The 17,086-nt window shown below is 36.3% G+C and carries 15 protein-coding genes; 7 read left to right on the forward strand and 8 right to left on the reverse strand.

The genetic code is table 11. The features are described from left to right. Positions 1-31 precede the first annotated feature (31 nt). Entirely contained in the window at positions 32-3,730 is a 3,699-nt protein-coding gene (locus tag ACFO3O_RS05095) for a metallophosphoesterase (protein WP_379977466.1), read from the forward strand. Positions 3,731-4,086: 356 nt separating this feature from the next. On the opposite strand, the gene ACFO3O_RS05100 is transcribed toward ACFO3O_RS05095, so the two are convergent. The 4 genes from ACFO3O_RS05100 to ACFO3O_RS05115 all read right to left on the reverse strand — a co-directional run bounded on the left by ACFO3O_RS05100 (position 4,087) and on the right by ACFO3O_RS05115 (position 6,793). Then, complete coding sequence (locus tag ACFO3O_RS05100) at positions 4,087-4,629, reverse strand: hypothetical protein (RefSeq protein WP_379977467.1); 543 nt, start codon at positions 4,627-4,629, stop codon at positions 4,087-4,089. Positions 4,630-4,780: 151 nt separating this feature from the next. Beyond that, on the reverse strand, positions 4,781-5,842 hold the full coding sequence (locus ACFO3O_RS05105; protein WP_379977468.1) for a flavin monoamine oxidase family protein: 1,062 nt from the start codon (positions 5,840-5,842) through the stop codon (positions 4,781-4,783). A 9-nt stretch (positions 5,843-5,851) separates the two neighbouring features. Continuing rightward, entirely contained in the window at positions 5,852-6,298 is a 447-nt protein-coding gene (locus ACFO3O_RS05110; protein WP_379977469.1) for a GNAT family N-acetyltransferase, read from the reverse strand. Between the two features lie 177 nt (positions 6,299-6,475). Next, positions 6,476-6,793 (reverse strand): YbjQ family protein, encoded by a 318-nt coding sequence (locus ACFO3O_RS05115; RefSeq protein ID WP_379977470.1) that lies wholly within the window; start codon positions 6,791-6,793, stop codon positions 6,476-6,478. A gap of 295 nt (positions 6,794-7,088) precedes the next feature. Between ACFO3O_RS05115 and ACFO3O_RS05120 the strand changes: the two genes are divergently transcribed. The 4 genes from ACFO3O_RS05120 to ACFO3O_RS05135 are packed head-to-tail and all read left to right on the forward strand — an operon-like array spanning position 7,089 to position 9,125. Beyond that, positions 7,089-7,598 carry an RNA polymerase sigma factor gene (locus ACFO3O_RS05120; RefSeq protein ID WP_379977471.1) on the forward strand — a complete coding sequence of 170 codons (510 nt, stop codon included), beginning with the start codon at positions 7,089-7,091 and terminating at the stop codon, positions 7,596-7,598. Further along, complete coding sequence (locus ACFO3O_RS05125; protein ID WP_379977472.1) at positions 7,585-8,022, forward strand: hypothetical protein; 438 nt, start codon at positions 7,585-7,587, stop codon at positions 8,020-8,022. Before ACFO3O_RS05120 ends, ACFO3O_RS05125 begins: the two co-directional genes overlap by 14 nt. A gap of 11 nt (positions 8,023-8,033) precedes the next feature. Beyond that, on the forward strand, positions 8,034-8,570 hold the full coding sequence (locus tag ACFO3O_RS05130) for a DUF4252 domain-containing protein (protein ID WP_379977473.1): 537 nt from the start codon (positions 8,034-8,036) through the stop codon (positions 8,568-8,570). A 3-nt stretch (positions 8,571-8,573) separates the two neighbouring features. Beyond that, on the forward strand, positions 8,574-9,125 hold the full coding sequence (locus ACFO3O_RS05135; RefSeq protein ID WP_379977474.1) for a DUF4252 domain-containing protein: 552 nt from the start codon (positions 8,574-8,576) through the stop codon (positions 9,123-9,125). A gap of 496 nt (positions 9,126-9,621) precedes the next feature. On the opposite strand, the gene ACFO3O_RS05140 is transcribed toward ACFO3O_RS05135, so the two are convergent. From ACFO3O_RS05140 to ACFO3O_RS05155, 4 genes are all read right to left on the reverse strand, one after another. Further along, positions 9,622-11,325 carry a T9SS type A sorting domain-containing protein gene (locus ACFO3O_RS05140; RefSeq protein WP_379977475.1) on the reverse strand — a complete coding sequence of 568 codons (1,704 nt, stop codon included), beginning with the start codon at positions 11,323-11,325 and terminating at the stop codon, positions 9,622-9,624. Positions 11,326-11,740: 415 nt separating this feature from the next. Beyond that, positions 11,741-13,390 carry a SulP family inorganic anion transporter gene (locus ACFO3O_RS05145; RefSeq protein ID WP_379977476.1) on the reverse strand — a complete coding sequence of 550 codons (1,650 nt, stop codon included), beginning with the start codon at positions 13,388-13,390 and terminating at the stop codon, positions 11,741-11,743. 708 nt (positions 13,391-14,098) lie between these two features. Next, entirely contained in the window at positions 14,099-14,248 is a 150-nt protein-coding gene (locus tag ACFO3O_RS05150) for a hypothetical protein (protein WP_379977477.1), read from the reverse strand. 104 nt (positions 14,249-14,352) lie between these two features. Next, the gene (locus tag ACFO3O_RS05155) at positions 14,353-14,745 is read right to left on the reverse strand and encodes a hypothetical protein (RefSeq protein ID WP_379977478.1); all 393 of its coding nucleotides are present in this window, start codon (positions 14,743-14,745) and stop codon (positions 14,353-14,355) included. Positions 14,746-15,102: 357 nt separating this feature from the next. On the opposite strand from ACFO3O_RS05155, the gene ACFO3O_RS05160 reads away from it, so the two are divergent. Continuing rightward, positions 15,103-15,735 carry a hypothetical protein gene (locus tag ACFO3O_RS05160; protein WP_379977479.1) on the forward strand — a complete coding sequence of 211 codons (633 nt, stop codon included), beginning with the start codon at positions 15,103-15,105 and terminating at the stop codon, positions 15,733-15,735. A 15-nt stretch (positions 15,736-15,750) separates the two neighbouring features. After that, positions 15,751-17,079 (forward strand): histidine kinase, encoded by a 1,329-nt coding sequence (locus ACFO3O_RS05165; RefSeq protein WP_379977480.1) that lies wholly within the window; start codon positions 15,751-15,753, stop codon positions 17,077-17,079. The last annotated feature ends 7 nt before the right edge of the window (positions 17,080-17,086 follow it).

Consider the following 17,086-nt stretch of genomic DNA (forward strand, 5'->3'; position numbering starts at 1 on the left):
CTTAGACCTAAAATTACATTAAAAATTACAGATGAAGAAAAAATACGTATTTGTTTACACACTCCTTCTCATTTTCACTTTTGGTTGTGCAACATATGCCCCTCAATATGCAGAGGATACAGGGAAAAGTCCGCTTTCGCGAAAGCAAAAAAAAGCAACTACCTTTTATTTTATAGGTGATGCTGGCGGTGCAAAACCCAATGGAAGTACCGATGCCTTGCTTGCACTTCAAAAAATGCTCGATACTGCAAGTAATAAAAAGGACTACACTGTATTTTTAGGAGATAATATTTATGAAGCTGGTTTACCCAAAAAAGGAACAAAAACAAGAAAGGACGCAGAGCGTAAATTACAAGCACAAGTAGCTGCCGTATCTTCATTTAAGGGAGATGTGATCTTCATACCGGGAAATCACGACTGGTATAGTCAGGGTTTAGAAGGTCTTAAGCGTCAAGAAGAATTTATAGAAGAAGCACTTGATGATAACGAAGCTTTTCAACCTGAAAATGGGTGTCCCGTAGAGTCTATCTCTGTTTCTGACGATATCGAACTTATCATTATTGATACCCAATGGTATCTTGAGAATTGGGATAAAAACCCTACCATGAATGATGAGTGTGAAATCAAAACACGCGAAAGTTTTTTTCTAGAAATAGAAAGTGAATTTAAAAAGAACAATGGCAAAACTATTTTAGTTGCAATGCATCATCCTATGTTTACCAATGGTATTCATGGGGGTACGTTTGCTATTGAGAAGCATTTGTTTCCTTTTCAAGCAAATATTCCATTGCCTGGAATAGCGTCTTTAGTGACACAAGTACGTGGTCAGGGCGGTGTTTCTATTCAAGATAAAGTAAATAAGCGGTATACAGAGCTGATGAATCGGTTGGCAACGCTTTCTTACGATACTAATAAAGTCGTTTTTATTTCAGGACATGAGCATAACCTACAGTACATAGAAAACAACGGAATCAAACAAATTGTGAGCGGATCAGGTGCTAAAAAATCAGCAGTGCGTTTACGTAATGACGGATTATTCGCCTACGGCGGACAAGGGTTTGCAGTACTTGATGTCTATGAAGATGGTGCTTCAGAGGTGCGTTATTATTCTTCAGTAAACGGGGAGCCTTCACTACTTTTTGAAAAGAAACTTTTTGATAAAGACATCGAATACGATACAAGTAATCTTCCTTCACAATTTGACCCTTTTAAAGAGGCTTCTATTTACTCTAAGGAAGAAGTGGATAAGAGTGAGGGATTTAAAAAGCTTTGGGGAAATCATTACAGAAATGTGTATGGTACCAATGTTAAAGTTCCTGTACTAACATTAGATACCTTAAAAGGCGGTATGACTATAGACCGAAAAGGGGGTGGACATCAAACAAGATCCTTACGTCTTGTAGATCCTAATGGCAGAAATTTTGCCTTACGTGCCGTTAAAAAGAGTGCGGTACAGTTCCTACAATCGGTCGTATTTAAGGATAATTTTGTGCAAGAAGAATTTAGAGATACGTTTACCGAAGAAGTAATATTGGACTTTTATACGTCAAGTCATCCGTATGCAACGCTAGCAGTTGGAACTTTAGCAGACGCTATTGATGTATACCATACCAATCCTGAATTGGTCTGGATGCCTAAACACCCTGCGTTAGGAAAGTATAATGAAACGTATGGAGATGAGTTGTATATCATTGAAGAACGCCCTGATGAAGGATTTCTAGATGTCGCTTCCTTTGGAATGCCAGATAACATAGAAAGTACTTCAGACCTCTTAGAAAATTTACGAGATGATGAGGAATATAGCGTAGATCAGGCTTCATACATACGGGCACGTCTGTTTGATATGCTCATTGGCGACTGGGATCGTCATGCAGATCAATGGCGATGGGCACGTTTTGATAGCAAAAAAGGAAAGGTGTACAAACCTATTCCAAGAGATAGAGACCAGGTATTTTCAAATTATGACGGTACCTTACTTTCTCTAGCAAAGGCTTTAATACCGCCTGCTAGGCAATTTCAAACGTATGGACCTGAGCTAAAGGATATCGAATGGATGAATATTGCAGGCAGTAAACTTGATATTGCATTACTTCCCAATGCTACTAAAAAAGATTGGCTTGATCAGGCAGCGTTTATCCAAGAAAATCTTACCGATGCCACAATTGATAATGCCTTTTTAAAATTCCCTAAAGAAATTCAAGATGAGCGGCTTCAAGATGTTAAACAATCATTAAAACTACGAAGAGGATATCTTCTCAGTATTGCAGAGGAATATTTTGAGCAGCTTTCAAAATTGGTAGTCATTAAAGGAACCGATAAGGATGATCATTTTGAAATCACTAGAGAAGAACAAGGTACCCGTATTCAAGTATCTCGTATTAAAGATGGAAAAGTAAAAAAACCTTTTATCGATCGATTGTTAGATCCTAAAGAAACTAAAGAAATATGGCTATACGGTCTTGATGACGATGACACCTTTCACGTTAGTGGAAATGGGAAGAACCCTATATTTATGAGAATTATTGGAGGTCAAAATAATGATGTGTATACCATAGATGATGGACGTCGTCTTAAAGTTTATGATCACAAGACCAAACCGAATACCATCATAAAAAGGGGAGGAGCTAATTTTAAAAGATCTAATATTTATACAAATAACACCTATGATTTTAATAAAATAATTACCAAAGTCAACAGTATTCTCCCTTCTATAGGGTTTAATCCTGATGACGGGATTATTATAGGATTACAAGACACTTACACCGTAAAAGGCTTTAAAAATGATCCGTATCATAGAAAACATGTCTTTAAAGCAGGGTATTTCTTTGCCACAAGCGGTTTTGACTTAAGCTATGATGGTGAATTTGCCAACTCTATTGGGGAGTGGAACCTAAAAATAGGCGCACGTTTTACGAGTGAGAATTTCGCTCTCAACTTCTTTGGTTTTGGGAACGATAGTGTGAATCTAGATGACGAATTTGACTTAGATTTTAACCGGGTGAAAACAGGAATAAACGAAGTACATATTGGTGTTGTCAAAGACAATAATTATGGAAGTAGAATAGGATTTATCGCTAAAGCAGAACGTATTGAAATAGAAAACAACGAAAATCGCTTCATCACACAAGTATTTGATGCAGACAACCCTATTTTTGACTCGCAATATTTTGCAGGTGTCGAAGGATCGTATCAATTTTTAAGCGCTAACAATCCTGCAAATCCATCCAAAGGCATGGAATTTTTACTAAAGGTGGGGTCAAAACTTAATCTAAAAGATAGTGATCGTATTTATGGATATATAGCGCCCACCCTTGGTTTTTATAATTCGCTTTCGCGAAATAAAAGATTGGTACTCAAAACAAAGGTACAAGGTCAGTTTAACATAGGAGACAATTTTGAATTTTATCAAGGCGCCACCCTCGGTGCCCGCAACGGACTTCGAGGTTTCAGAAATGAACGCTTTACAGGCGAATCAGCCTTAGCAGGAAGCGCTGATATTCGATATAGTTTTAGACAATTTAAGACAGGATTACTACCTATTCAAATAGGAATTTACGGAGGAGCCGATGTGGGGCGTGTATGGTTTGATGGAGAAGACAGCGATATCTGGCACAACTCCCTAGGAGGCGGTTTTTGGATCAATGCTGTCGACACGATCTCAGGACAGTTTGGTGCCTTTACTTCTGACGACGGACTTCGTATTAACTTTGGTTTTGGCGTACGTTTATAAATAGGTAAACAAAAGACTATTTTTAGCCTCCTAAACGGCGGTGGTTTTCCATTTCTATTTGTATTTTTTTCTACAAATAGAAATGGAATTTCCGTTTTATATAAATAAGCTGTCGACACGATCTCAGGACAGTTTGGTGCCTTTACTTCTGACGACGGACTTCGTATTAACTTTGGTTTTGGCGTACGTTTATAAATAGGTAAACAAAAGACTATTTTAGCCTCCTAAACGGTGGTGGTTTTCCATTTCTACTTGTATTTTTTCCTGCAAATAGAAATGGAATTTCCGTTTTACAACTATAAGCATCGACACGATCTCTGGACAGTTTGGAATTTTGAACTCTGGTATTGTGTTATTTAATAGGGAGCTACACCAGATATAACAATCCCTTCTTGTTTGGTTCCAACATATCCATATCCTTTTTTGTAATAAAATTTATATGTTAAGGTATTTGCTTCTAGTTTAATAACGATGAGATCTTCATAATTACAAAAAGGAGTTTTAAGGGTTCCTTCTAGCGCCTCTAGCGTATAAGTTGCTTTTTGATCTGCGGTTTTCCAAGTGTGTCCTTTTTTAAAGGAGGGATCAAATCGTATAGTTTCGGCGTCACAACATTCTTCAAATTGATAAACCACACCATTTTCTTCTCTCAGATATAAAAAACTTGCCGTCCCATCTTCCCATTGTTGTACATATTCAACATATTCTTTTCCCCCTCTTGTTTTTTTTCCAATAATTTCTTCCATGTAATACGTGTTCTTCCATAAAATTTTCTTTGCTTTTATAGTGATAGGGAAGTAACTATCTCCTGCAAAAACATCACAAAATTTTTGTCCTTCTTTTTGAGAAAACATAAAAGTACTTAGGAGAAGAAAACCAATAAGGGTCAAAAGTTTCATGTGTAAATGAGTTTGTTTGCGGGCTAAAATAACTAATAATTCATTTAAATTGTATTTTTTTGGTATCATGCTGTAAATAACTTGTCAATGTCACTTCTACTTTCAAGCAAGGAAATTTTGTTTTATATGGAGCAAGTTATTGATAAATATGTTATACCAGATCTTTTAGGATATGCTCAAAACAGTAATTAGCACTTCGTACAGCGCCTTCCATGTATCCTCCATAATACGATGCTGTTTCTGAACCAGCTATATAAAACCGGTCATTGTATAATGTTTCTTGATACACAGCCTGTCCATTATTTTGATGTGGAAACACAAAGCTTTTATAAGGCGTAAATGTATACGGTTGTTCTTGCCATACGGTTTCTTCGTAGCTCAGATAATCTAAAGCTTCCTTTCCAAACGTACGTTGGAGTTGTGCGAGTACGTTTTCTTTACGGATGTCTTTTGTTACCGTGGCTAATTCATTGCTTAAGAAGCCTTTTAAGGCGTACTTGCCTTTTTCTGTTGTTGTGTGATCATACATTTCTGTAATAGGACCAACGTTGCTGTATAGCGTTCCTGACCAATTGTGGTCTTTCCAAAACGGCGTAGCGTACGAAATGCCAAACTTAATAGATTCACCCATCCATGTATGCGTTTTTTGCGCAATAGACACGAGTAAATCGGGTAGTGCAGGAGAAAATGTTATGTTAGAAACTAGTAGGTTAGGAGGTAGGGTAGCGATGACTTTTGAAGCCGTGTATGTTTGATCTTTAGTAATTACTTCTACAGTGTTTTCAATTGCTTTTATATGAGTAACAACGGTGTTTAATTGTATGTCTTCTGAATCTAAACCTTTTGCGAGTTTTTCAATTATGAAAGAACTTCCTCCTTTAATTCGATAACTAGGGCTTTCATTTTTAGGCAAGGTTACTTGTTGCGGTTTTTCATTAGGTGAGGGTTCATACCAAGCCGTTCCTTCCATGTATTGTGGATATACTGGAATATTCAGTTCTTTAAGCAATTCAAGCAAAGCACTGTGTTGTTGCCCTAACCAAGTAGCTCCCATTTCTATAGGCGTATTTTGATCGGAAAGATGGGTGTAGATACGTCCACCCAAACGTTCTCTAGCTTCTAGGATAATTACAGAAACTCCTTGTTGTTTGAGTTTATAGGCCAGTAATAGCCCTGTTAATCCAGCGCCTATGATAAGAATATTTTTATGCATGTGTCAAAGCTATAAAAGCTTTTCAAAACAAACACTGTTTTCTACACCTATATATTGTCCATAGTTTGGAATACGCTTATATCCATTTTTTTCATACAATGCAATAGCTTCTGGTTGTCGGATGCCTGTTTCTAGGACACATCTTTCATAGCCTATCTCTTTTGACCACGACTCAAGGTTTGTTAAAATCTTTGTTGCTAGTCCTTTTCCTCTTTGAGTTTCTAAAACATACATTCTTTTTACCTCTGCCGTTGTGGAGTTGTGTGCTTTGAAGGCACCACAACCTATGGCATTTGAATCTTCATGTAAGACTATACAGTGCTTGAGACCTTCAATACTATTAAATTGATGGTAAAAGCCATGTTCGTCACCATCTCGTAACGCGAGATCTTGATCTAATAAGCGGACGAGCATCTTGAAGTCAGGATGTTCGGAGGTTGTTCTTGTACACGTCATTTATAAATTTATTAGTGAAACGCTGTTTTAAAATTTACGAAGCAACACATTTAAAATGGCTAGTTGAACTGATCCCGCTTTTTTCGGCGGGATCTGAGGTTTAATACCTCGAAACTAGCTTTGGAAACTGAAGAAAATATTTCATTGAATACCTTGTGGGCTTGCCCCAAAGATTATTTATTGTACTCTCACCGCGGTACCGACTACAGAAATCATGGTCACTCCTGTAGTGCTCATCATCTCAATATCTATAGAAACCCCAATGATAGCATTAGCTTGTTTTTCTAGAGCTTGTGCTTTTAATTTTTCAAAAGCATTTTCTTTGGCTTCATTTAATCCGCTTTCATAATTTTTATAATATTTCTGGCTGTTAAACATATCTTTAAAAGACATTCCCTTTGTTCCGTAGTTTGTAGTATACGTAGTACCTACAATAATACCTAAGTAATTTGTTACTTGTTTTCCGTCTATACTATTGGTAGTGGTTAAAATCATATTTATTGTTTGTACAATTAGTATCTTTTACTGTGATGTTGTTACATGGATTCATCTAATATACGCTTTCGCGAAAGCGTATAAAACCTTCTTAAAAATTTTTATACGTAAATTATCTATAGAAGCAGTATGGTGGTGTCTAATTAGTAACCATAATCTATAAATATAAAATCTTGTTTAGTGAAGGTTCCACTTTCATAATCCATTGAATTTTTATGTTTTAAGAAAAAATACTATTTCATTGTAACAAAATATATAACTACTCGTCTCCCTAATAACTAACCGAAATGAATACATGGATCAGAAAGCGTTCATAAGTCTTGTTAACCCCTTTAAGGATAAAATATATCGTGTGGCCAAACGATTATTGATCTCTGAAGACGAAGCGCAAGATGCCACTCAGGAGATCCTTTTACGTTTATGGATGAAACGATCTCAAATGCAACAATACCGAAGTATCGAAGCGTTTGCAATGACAATGACAAAGAATTACTGTTATGACGCATTAAAAGCAAAAAAGAATAATAATCTTAGAATCGTTCATAATAATTATGAAGATCATTCTCGAAACACTGGCAGACAAATCGAAGCTTCAGACGAAGTAGAATGGGTATATAAGTTAATGAAAGACTTACCCGAACAACAGCAGTTAATACTGCAATTAAGAGATGTAGAGCAATTTGACAATCCAGAAATTGCAGCTATGTTAGAAATGAATGAAACAGCAGTACGTGTAGCATTATCACGTGCTAGAAAAACCATAAGAGAAGCATTAATTAAAAAACAAAACTATGGAATCCAATAAAGTTGAGCAGTTACTGGAAGCCTATTTTGAGGGAGCAACCACACTTGCACAAGAAAAGCAATTACGCACGTATTTTACAAGTGATTATGTAGCACCTCATTTAGAAAGCTATATCGATATGTTTACAGCTTTTCAAAAAGCATCACAAGAAACCTACGATATTCCTATACAGTTACCAGCACAAAAGAAACCAAAATATCGTTGGATTTCTGGAGTAGCAGCTGTAGCAATTATCCTTATAGGACTCGCTACGCAAATAGATACCCAAGGTGATGTTTATACAGGAAATGTATCTCAAGAAGAAGGTATACTTAAAACCAAACAAGCCCTAGGATTAATGGGTAAAATGTTTAATGAAAGCACTGCACAGCTGGGAGCAGTCAATGAATTCAACACCACAACCAGCAACTTTTTTAAACAATAAAAACAAGAAAAATGAAAAAAATAGTAATTGTAGCGCTTATGTTAGTATCCTCTATGACGATGGTAGCACAAAATCAGTTTGATAAATTTGAATCTATGAAAGGTGTTTCATCTATGGTGATGAATCAAAAAATGTTTAAACTATTGAGTAAAGTAGACCTTAACTCATCAGATCCAGAAATGCAGGCTTACATAAATCTAGTCAATAACCTAGAGAACGTAAAAATGTTTACAACCACAAAAGAAGATATCGCCTCACAAATGGGCAGTACAATGAAAGGATATATATCTTCATCCAATCTTCAAGAACTTATGAGAGCTACAGATGATGGTAAAAACGTTAAGTTTTACTATAAGCCAGGCAGTAACGACGATTTTGTAAAAGAGTTTGTGATGTTTCTCAATGGCGATATAGATGGCGAAATGCGTACGGTATTCTTTCAGGTAACAGGAAATATTGATTTGAAACAAATATCAAAATTAGCAAAAGAGTTAGACTTCAAAGGAAGTGAAGCTCTTAAGGATGTAGATAAAGCAAAAAAAGGATAAATCATGAAAGGAATAGTAAAAAGTATAGCGATCGTCCTCATAGCTAGTTTGAGTTTAACAAGCTGTAATAAAGACGAAACACTACAGGAGTATTATGTAGCAAATCAAGAAAACTCAGATTTTATTTTAGTAGATGTGCCTACGAGTCTGATTAGTAAAGATTCAGAGGCTTTGGACGAAAAACAAAAAGAAGTTCTTAATACAGTACGTAAGATTAATATCATGGCGTACCCGTTAAAAGACGGAGAATCAACAGCTACATTTGAAAGTGAAAAAACAAAAGTCATGACCATCTTAGCCAGTGATGACTATGAAGAATTAATGAAAGTTAGTTCTGATATGGGAAATATGAAACTCTATTTTCGCGGAGAAGAAGATGCGATAGATGAAGTGATTGTATTTGCTTCACAAGATGCACAAGGATTTGTCATCGCACGTTTACTGGGTGATGATATGAATATTGCAGATATGGCAAATTTAGCGAAGACCATTCAAGCGGGAGATATAGATGTATCAAAATTTGATGGCGTTATGGATGTCTTTAAACAGCAATAAACATCACAAAACGATATCTTTGATATCACTATATTTTAAAATGTAAACATGAAAACCTCGTTTGGCGACGAGGTTTTTTTATGCTTTATAAGGAATAAACTATTTTCTGAACTACGTGATTAGTATATCAAATTTTCTATTTTGTATGGTATTTGAAATGAATAGTATCCATATAATTAATAGGTACTGGATATTGTTTTAAAGAGTCTAGACTACGCTTTCGCGAAAGCATATAAAAAGGTATTGTCAAAAGGACTTATACTGTATTTAGCCTTCCTGAAGATTGCACAAATAAAATCTTGACACCATCCTTTAGGATTATAGAGAACTAATAGATATTATGAGATCAGACAGTCTTTATGTTACCAAAAAGGCATGGGTTTAAAGAGTGCTTTAGTAATTAGGATATAGTTTACACTGTATAAAATAGTAAGCCCCACCAAAATGGCGGGGCTTACTGTGTATAATCATAACTATTTTACAAATCAGATCAAGCTTATTTCTTGATGAATTTGATAACACTGCTAGCATCTGCGCTTTCTAAACGTAAGAAGTAAATACCAGTAGTAAGGTTTGAAATATCAATAGTTCTTGTAGTAGCATCACTTGCATCAATTGTGCTAACAATTCTACCAACCATATCAATAATGTATGTTTTCTCAATGGAAACACCTGATGTGTTAGAAATGTTTAACTCATTTTGAGCAGGGTTAGGGAATACAGAGATGTCTATACCTAATTCATTATCATCTGTTCCAAGTACAACGCCATCAATCGCCCATAATAAAGCATTTCTCATAATTTGGTCACCGTCAGAAGTAGTATCCCAGAAGTCATCACGCGCATCGATAGATGGTGGGTAAAAGTTAAGGAATACACGTCTTGTGTTTGCAGGACCTACATTTTCAGCTCTTATTAATAAAGGAGCTCCTGTAGTGTACTCAGCAATTATAGTTGCACCAGAAGCAACCGTTCCTCCTGTATTATGGAAAGAAGAAGTACCTCCATCAAAAGAGTTGACATCAGTAAGGATAGGATCTCCTGGCTCTAAAATAGTACCAATACCTAAGTTTGCTCCGTTAGATTGACCTGACATAGAGTATAACTCATATTGAGTAAACCCTCCAGTAATAGCAACATTAGGTGTAAAAGTCGCATCTACCACTGGAAAACCAGCATCAATGTAGTCTTCTAACACGTTTCCTAATGCAACAGGATCTGCAGCTCCAGCATCTGTAAATAAAAACACTGCATCATAATTTTGAAGTTGTGATAACGTAGGAGTTCCTCCAGAACTTAAGAATGTATCGGCACTTAGTGTACCTGTAGCTTCTATTTTTGCTTCTACATCAAGAATCCAATCAGGGTTTCCAGGTGAACCTACAATAAGTACAGAAGGGCCATCGCTAAAGTTGGCTGTCCAACGTAGAGCGTTTGCCATGATAAGCGCCCCATCTGAGGTTGTATTCCAAAAATCATCACGTGCATCGATAGATGGTGGGTAGAAGTTAAGGAACGTACGTCTTGTATTTGCAGGACCTACATTTTCATCAACGATAATAAACGGTGCACCTGTTGTGTATTCTGCAACTAAAGTTGCACCAGCAGCAACAGTTCCTCCAGTGTTATGGAAAGAAGAAGTACCACCATCAAAACTTGATACTCCTGCCAATGTAGGGTGACCAGGCTCTAAAATAGTACCAATTCCTAAGTTAGCTCCATTAGATTGACCAGACATAGAGTATAACTCATACGCTGTAAATCCACCAGTAATTGAAACATTAGGTGTAAACGTTGCATCTACAACAGCTCCACCTCCGTCTATGTATGCTGCTAAGTTGTTTCCAAAAGCCACAGGATCGGCAGCACCAGCATCTGTAAAGACTAATACAGCATCGTATGACTGAAGTTCTGCTAATGTAGGAGTTCCAGCACCTGTTAAGAATGTGTCGGCAGCAACAAGACCTGTTGCGTCTAATTTTGCTTCTACATCGTTAATCCAGTCAGCACCTCCACCAGGGGAAGCTGCCACAAGTACAGATGGAACAGATGCTCCTCGTGTGTCTTCAACTCCAAAGTTATTTTGGATTCCTGTTGGTACATCAGTTGAAGTGTCTGTAGTTCCTGTTCCTTGTCCGAAACCTACAAAACCTGTTAAAAGTGCAAAGAAGACTACACTCTTGAGAGTAATTTTTTTCATAATTTAAAATTGTTTTAGTGAGATAATTATATGCAAATCTACATAAAAAAATCTTTCACTTGTAGTTTTGACAATAAATAGGGGTAAATGCCCCTATTTATAAGATCTAAATATACACGTAGTTAAAGTGTGATTTTAGATGTTTTCTAACGTATTGTAGGATAATTCACTTGTCTATTTTCCTATATATAGGTGAAATGACTTATAAGTAAGTTCTAGCTGTGTTTTATACACTAAATAAGTCAATTCATTAACTGTTAATAATTTATAATAATTTAAATTATTATTGTAAGAAAAAACTTTTTTTAAATAGGGGTATAACGTAATCCTTTCTTTAGAAATGAATCAATTTTATACATAAGAAGACCTCGAATAATTTTTTATTAGAGGTCTTCTTATATATTATTTAAGAGTGTTATACTTCGGTGTCCAAAAGATCTGTTACCACGTGATACCTTGGATCATCGACAGCACTTTCTATCACCTCATCAAAATCTGGATTCGCTTTTAATAATAGTGCTTTACATTCCGGACTCAAATGTGTTAGTTTGACTTTTTTTCCAGCATCTATATATTTATTGGCAATACTGCGTAAGGCTTCTATTCCAGAGTGATCATTGACACGAGATTCTATAAAATCAATTTCTATGGTGTCAGGATCATTCTTTACATCAAATTTTGAATTAAAATTTTGAACAGATCCAAAAAATAAAGGCCCCCATATTTCATATACTTTGGTGCCATCTTCCTTTATGCTTTTACGCGCTCGAATCATAGTAGCATTTCTCCACGCAAACACCAATGCACTCATAATAACTCCAGCGATAACAGCAATAGCGAGATCTTTCCATACGGTAATCCCAGATACGGCAATAAGAACAATAGCATCAGCTATTGGAATTTTATGAAGGATTCTAAAACTTGACCAAGCAAAAGTCCCTATTACTACCATAAACATCACACCCACAAGGGCGGCTATCGGAATTTGTTCGATAAGTGGTGCGCCAAATAAGACAAAACATAATAATGCAATGGCAGCAACGGCTCCAGATAAACGTCCACGCCCCCCTGAGTTTACGTTAATGATCGATTGTCCTATCATTGCACAACCCCCCATACCTCCAAAAAGACCATTTAAGATATTAGCACTTCCTTGCGCAACACATTCACGATTCCCACTTCCACGTGTTTCAGTCATATCATCAATAAGATTTAAGGTCATAAGAGATTCTATCAATCCTACGGCAGCAAGAATGAAAGCTGTCGATATGATCAATCCCCAGTGCCCGTCTAATGTTTCTAACAATCCAAATATTTGAAATTGAAAGGTCGGTAAACCACCCTCTAGTCCTGTACCACCACTATCAATAATGAATGACCCTACAGTACTCATATTTAATTTTCCAAAAATTACAATCGCTGCTACTACCACAATAGCTACGAGTGCTGCAGGTACTTTTTTAGTGATTTTAGGCAAAAAATACATAATCGCCATCGTAAGGGCTATAAAACCAATCATCACCCACAAGGCTCCATTTGAAAAAACAGCAGCAAACCAATCGCCTGTATTACTGAAAAAAGAAATCCCTTCTGTCCCTAGACTTGGAAATAACTTTAATTGTGATAAGAAAATTACAATCGCAAGTCCATTTACAAATCCCATCATTACAGGATGTGGAATCAAACGCACAAATTTTCCTAGTTTAAAAACCCCTGCTGTGATTTGTATGGCTCCCACAAATAGTAATGTGATGAATAACCATTGCAGTCCTAGGTTATCAATAGGGGTTGCTAATGCATCACCGACTTCATTTCCTTTTTGGATCATATAGACCATCACAACTGCCATCGCACCTGTAGCTCCAGAGATCATTCCTGGACGACCTCCAAATAATGCTGTAACAATTCCCATCATAAACGCACCGTAAAGTCCAACTAGTGGAGGAATCCCAGCAACAAATGCAAAAGCAACTGCTTCTGGTACTAAAGCTAGTGCTACCGTCAATCCAGAGAGGATATCATCTTTAGGGTTAAAAGTAAAGTTTTTAAATATGCGTTGTATCATGTCTAAATTTTAAGCCTGCAAAGGTATGTTATTCTATCCTGAAGCCCTAGTCTAGGTCTTTGTTTTTACGATAGCGTTTTCGAGAGGTTTTTTAAGTCCGCTTTCGCGAAAAAAATAGTCGGTAGTCTTTAGTCTGTAGTCGATGAGTTGAGAGGTCGAGGAGTTTAAAAGTTTAAAAAATATAGAAGCTACTAAGAATAGATCAAAAAGATTAACAAACTGTTCTCTCCTAGAAAATAGGTGTGCATAGCTTGTCGAAGTAAGAGACAGAGGGAGGTGTTATACTCTTATATAACCCTTAAGTCACAATACTTCATACATGGGATTCTAAAATAGAGTATTACTCTAATTTAGAGTAGTACTCTATTTTACATCTTTTGTAGGAATCAAAAGTCATTTTCAATATGAGTCTTGAGTCCGCTTTCGCACTTAGACTACGCTCAATATACAATACTGTCACCCTGAGCCTGTCGAAGTGCTTATACAATCGAAAGGGTTTTCGACAGGCTAAGACTGACAAAGATTCTGACTCTTGATTCTTTTTCAGTCTTAAGTCCTACGTCTTATAGCGTAGCGGTCTTACGTCATTTTTGCGAAAGTAATTTTTATAGTCCTGACTCTTGACTCCCTTTTGTCCTGAGTCCATTTTCGTATTTAGACAAGCTCAATATAAACTCCTTCGTCACGTTGTTCCTTGAAAGCAAAAACTTACACAATAAGATCCCTCTCGTTATCTTCCTCATCTTCTTCCTTAGAATCTATTTGTTCGATGACATTTTTTGGAAGATTGTCTTTTGTGGTAAATTTCATAGGAACGGGTAGGACCGCCGCCATAGCGATCACTAGGATAAGCATCATAAGACGTATATATCGTTTACATTTATTCATAATAATGATACAGTGAGACCCTCTCTTAGAGAATGTCTAGTTAAAAAAAAGGTGTGAATTGAAACGTGGAATCCTTAAGATCGGATTACACGAAGGTGAGAAGTATCTGTATCATCAGATAGGATCGTGTGTTGTTGTAGATAATCTATCACAACGGTGCGTTGTTTGGTATTTGGATTCTTTTTTTGTGATGAAATCCTATGAGCGATCATATGATCCTGAGCATATACTAAATGCTGAAATGAGAACGCTACAAAGAAAGGAAAATAATCTGCTTTTTTTGCTTGTTGCACCAATGGCATATAAGCTACACCAGAATTTTTAGTATGTATTTGTGTATCTACAAGCGCAATTTCTGTCCTTGTTGTATGTGCTTGTACTTCATAGGAAAATGTAAAACACAAACTCGCCAATAGCAACATGGTAAGAAGACGCTGTTTTATGTGATGAAGTCTATACATTCCCATAAAGATACATAGGATTTAGGCAGAAAAGAAATAAGAGGTACTTTTTGATACACTTTGGCAGACGCAATGTAGCGCTATTTCATTTCTGCCCTTCGGTGAGATAAAATCACTCAATCTCTTTACATCGTACTCGTTAAACCTCAAATCACAAAAAAGGAAATTCCTAAAACTTCCTACTTTTAAATTACTCCCAGCATCCAGCATCAATTAAATTATAAAAACTTCCTGCTTCTAACTTCAAGCGTCCAACTTCAGTTTCAACTAACAATTCAGTCGTGAAAAATGACAGTTGGGTTGGTTTTGCTTTCGCGAAAGCGTGTAAAGCATCATTTTTACACCATCAAAAAACAATCACTTATGAAAACCATTATCACATTTATCCTTTTACTCTTAGCTACTTTAGGAAACTCGCAAACTCCTTATGAAAAAGGAATGTCCAAGGCTTTTGAGCTTTGGAACCAAAATCAACTAGACCAGGCTGCCAACCTTTTTGAACGGATTGCCGCTGCCGAAGAAGAACAATGGCTTCCTGATTATTACATAGCACAAATCTATATTTTAAAATGTTGGAATACATGGGATGATCAAAAGGAAGCAACGTTAAAAGCTAACCTAGATAAAGCGCAAGAACACATTAATAATATACTCACTATAGATAAGGAAAATCCATACGCAAAACAGATGCAAGCTCAGTTATATACGGTTTGGGTGGCATATGACGGTGCCAAATATGGCATGAAATATTCTGGCAAAGTATCCGAATTATATGCAAAAGCAAATGCTGCCGACCCAGAAAACCCTATTTTTATTTTTAATAAAGCAGAATGGGATATGGGAGCTGCTCGTTATTTTGGAAGTTCTACAGAACCCTATTGTAAAGAAATAAAACGCGCCATAGATCTTTTTGCTACCTTTAAACCTGCAACAGAATTTCATCCTAGTTATGGATTAGAGCGTGCGCAAGAAGCCTATGCTCAATGTAATAAGTAAGCGTAACAATTTTATATGAAAAATATACTAAGAGAGTTTGGTAAAGCATTTGCTCTGGGATTGATTATTTTCCTTGTACATGGCCTTATCATGTATTTGCTGGGGGATCCTTGGTATGGGGGTGATGTTTCTGAGTTTTTCTTTCAGAATCAGCTGTTTTCTGTAGCGTTGTTCATGGTCAATATGTATGTGTTTAGGGCATTTCTAGATCGTTATGGGGCTGAGTTTTGGAAAACACGTAATGTCATCATAGGACTCTTAAGCGGTGTCATGGCGACTTTTATTACCGTGTTTCTGATACGTGTTTTTTTACAGGTTGTCCGCACAGAAACACCGTTAGAAACGTTTTTGGAAAACGAAAAATTAAAAGATTATTATCTATCCTCCATCATTGCATTTGTTTCTACTGGACTTTTTTATGCTTTTTATTACTGGAAAAACACTCAAGATACAAAAGTTAAGCAATCTAAGATTATTGCTAGGACCGCTTCCGCGAAATTTGATGCACTCAAAAATCAATTAGATCCTCACTTTTTATTCAATAGCCTGAATGTACTGGCAAGCCTTATTGAAGAAAATCCAAAACAAGCACAAAAGTTTACCACTTCACTGTCAAAAGTATACCGATATGTATTGGAACAAAAAAACAAAGAATTGGTTCCTGTAGAGGAGGAATTAGCTTTTGCGCGAACGTATATGAACTTAATCAAAATGCGTTTTGAAGATAGTATTATTGTTGATATTCCTGATCAGATCTCAAATTCTGAATTAAAAGTCGTTCCGTTATCTCTTCAATTATTATTAGAGAATGCTGTAAAACACAACATGGTAACACCACGAAAAAAGCTCCATATTGAAATCTATGAGGAGGGGAACAGACTCGTTGTAAAAAATAATATTCAAGCAAAACAAGTGGTCAAGAAGAGTAGTGGGGTAGGATTACTAAATATCAAGCAGCGTTATCAATTATTGACTGATGCTGGGGTACGTATTAAAAACGATGGAAATACCTTTGAAATCGGTGTTCCTATGTTAATTGAACAGAAAGCATTTGTACCTAAGCAAAAAGAGTATTTAGAAGACAAACGCTATAAACGAGCTAAAGAGAAAGTAGAAAAACTCAAAGGATTTTATATTCATTTTACTATTTATTTAATCATGGTGCCAGTGTTTATCTTTTTAAATGTACGTTCAGGATCATTCCCTTGGGCCATATTTCCTATTGGAGGATGGGGTTGGGGTGTAATAGGACACGCAGCAGATACCTTTGGGTGGAATCCAATCTTCAATAAATCATGGGAAAATAGAAAGATTGAAGAATTAATGAATGATGATGATTTTTAAATAATAA

The organism is Dokdonia ponticola, from assembly GCF_042653865.1.
In the GTDB taxonomy this organism is placed as follows: domain Bacteria; phylum Bacteroidota; class Bacteroidia; order Flavobacteriales; family Flavobacteriaceae; genus Dokdonia; species Dokdonia ponticola.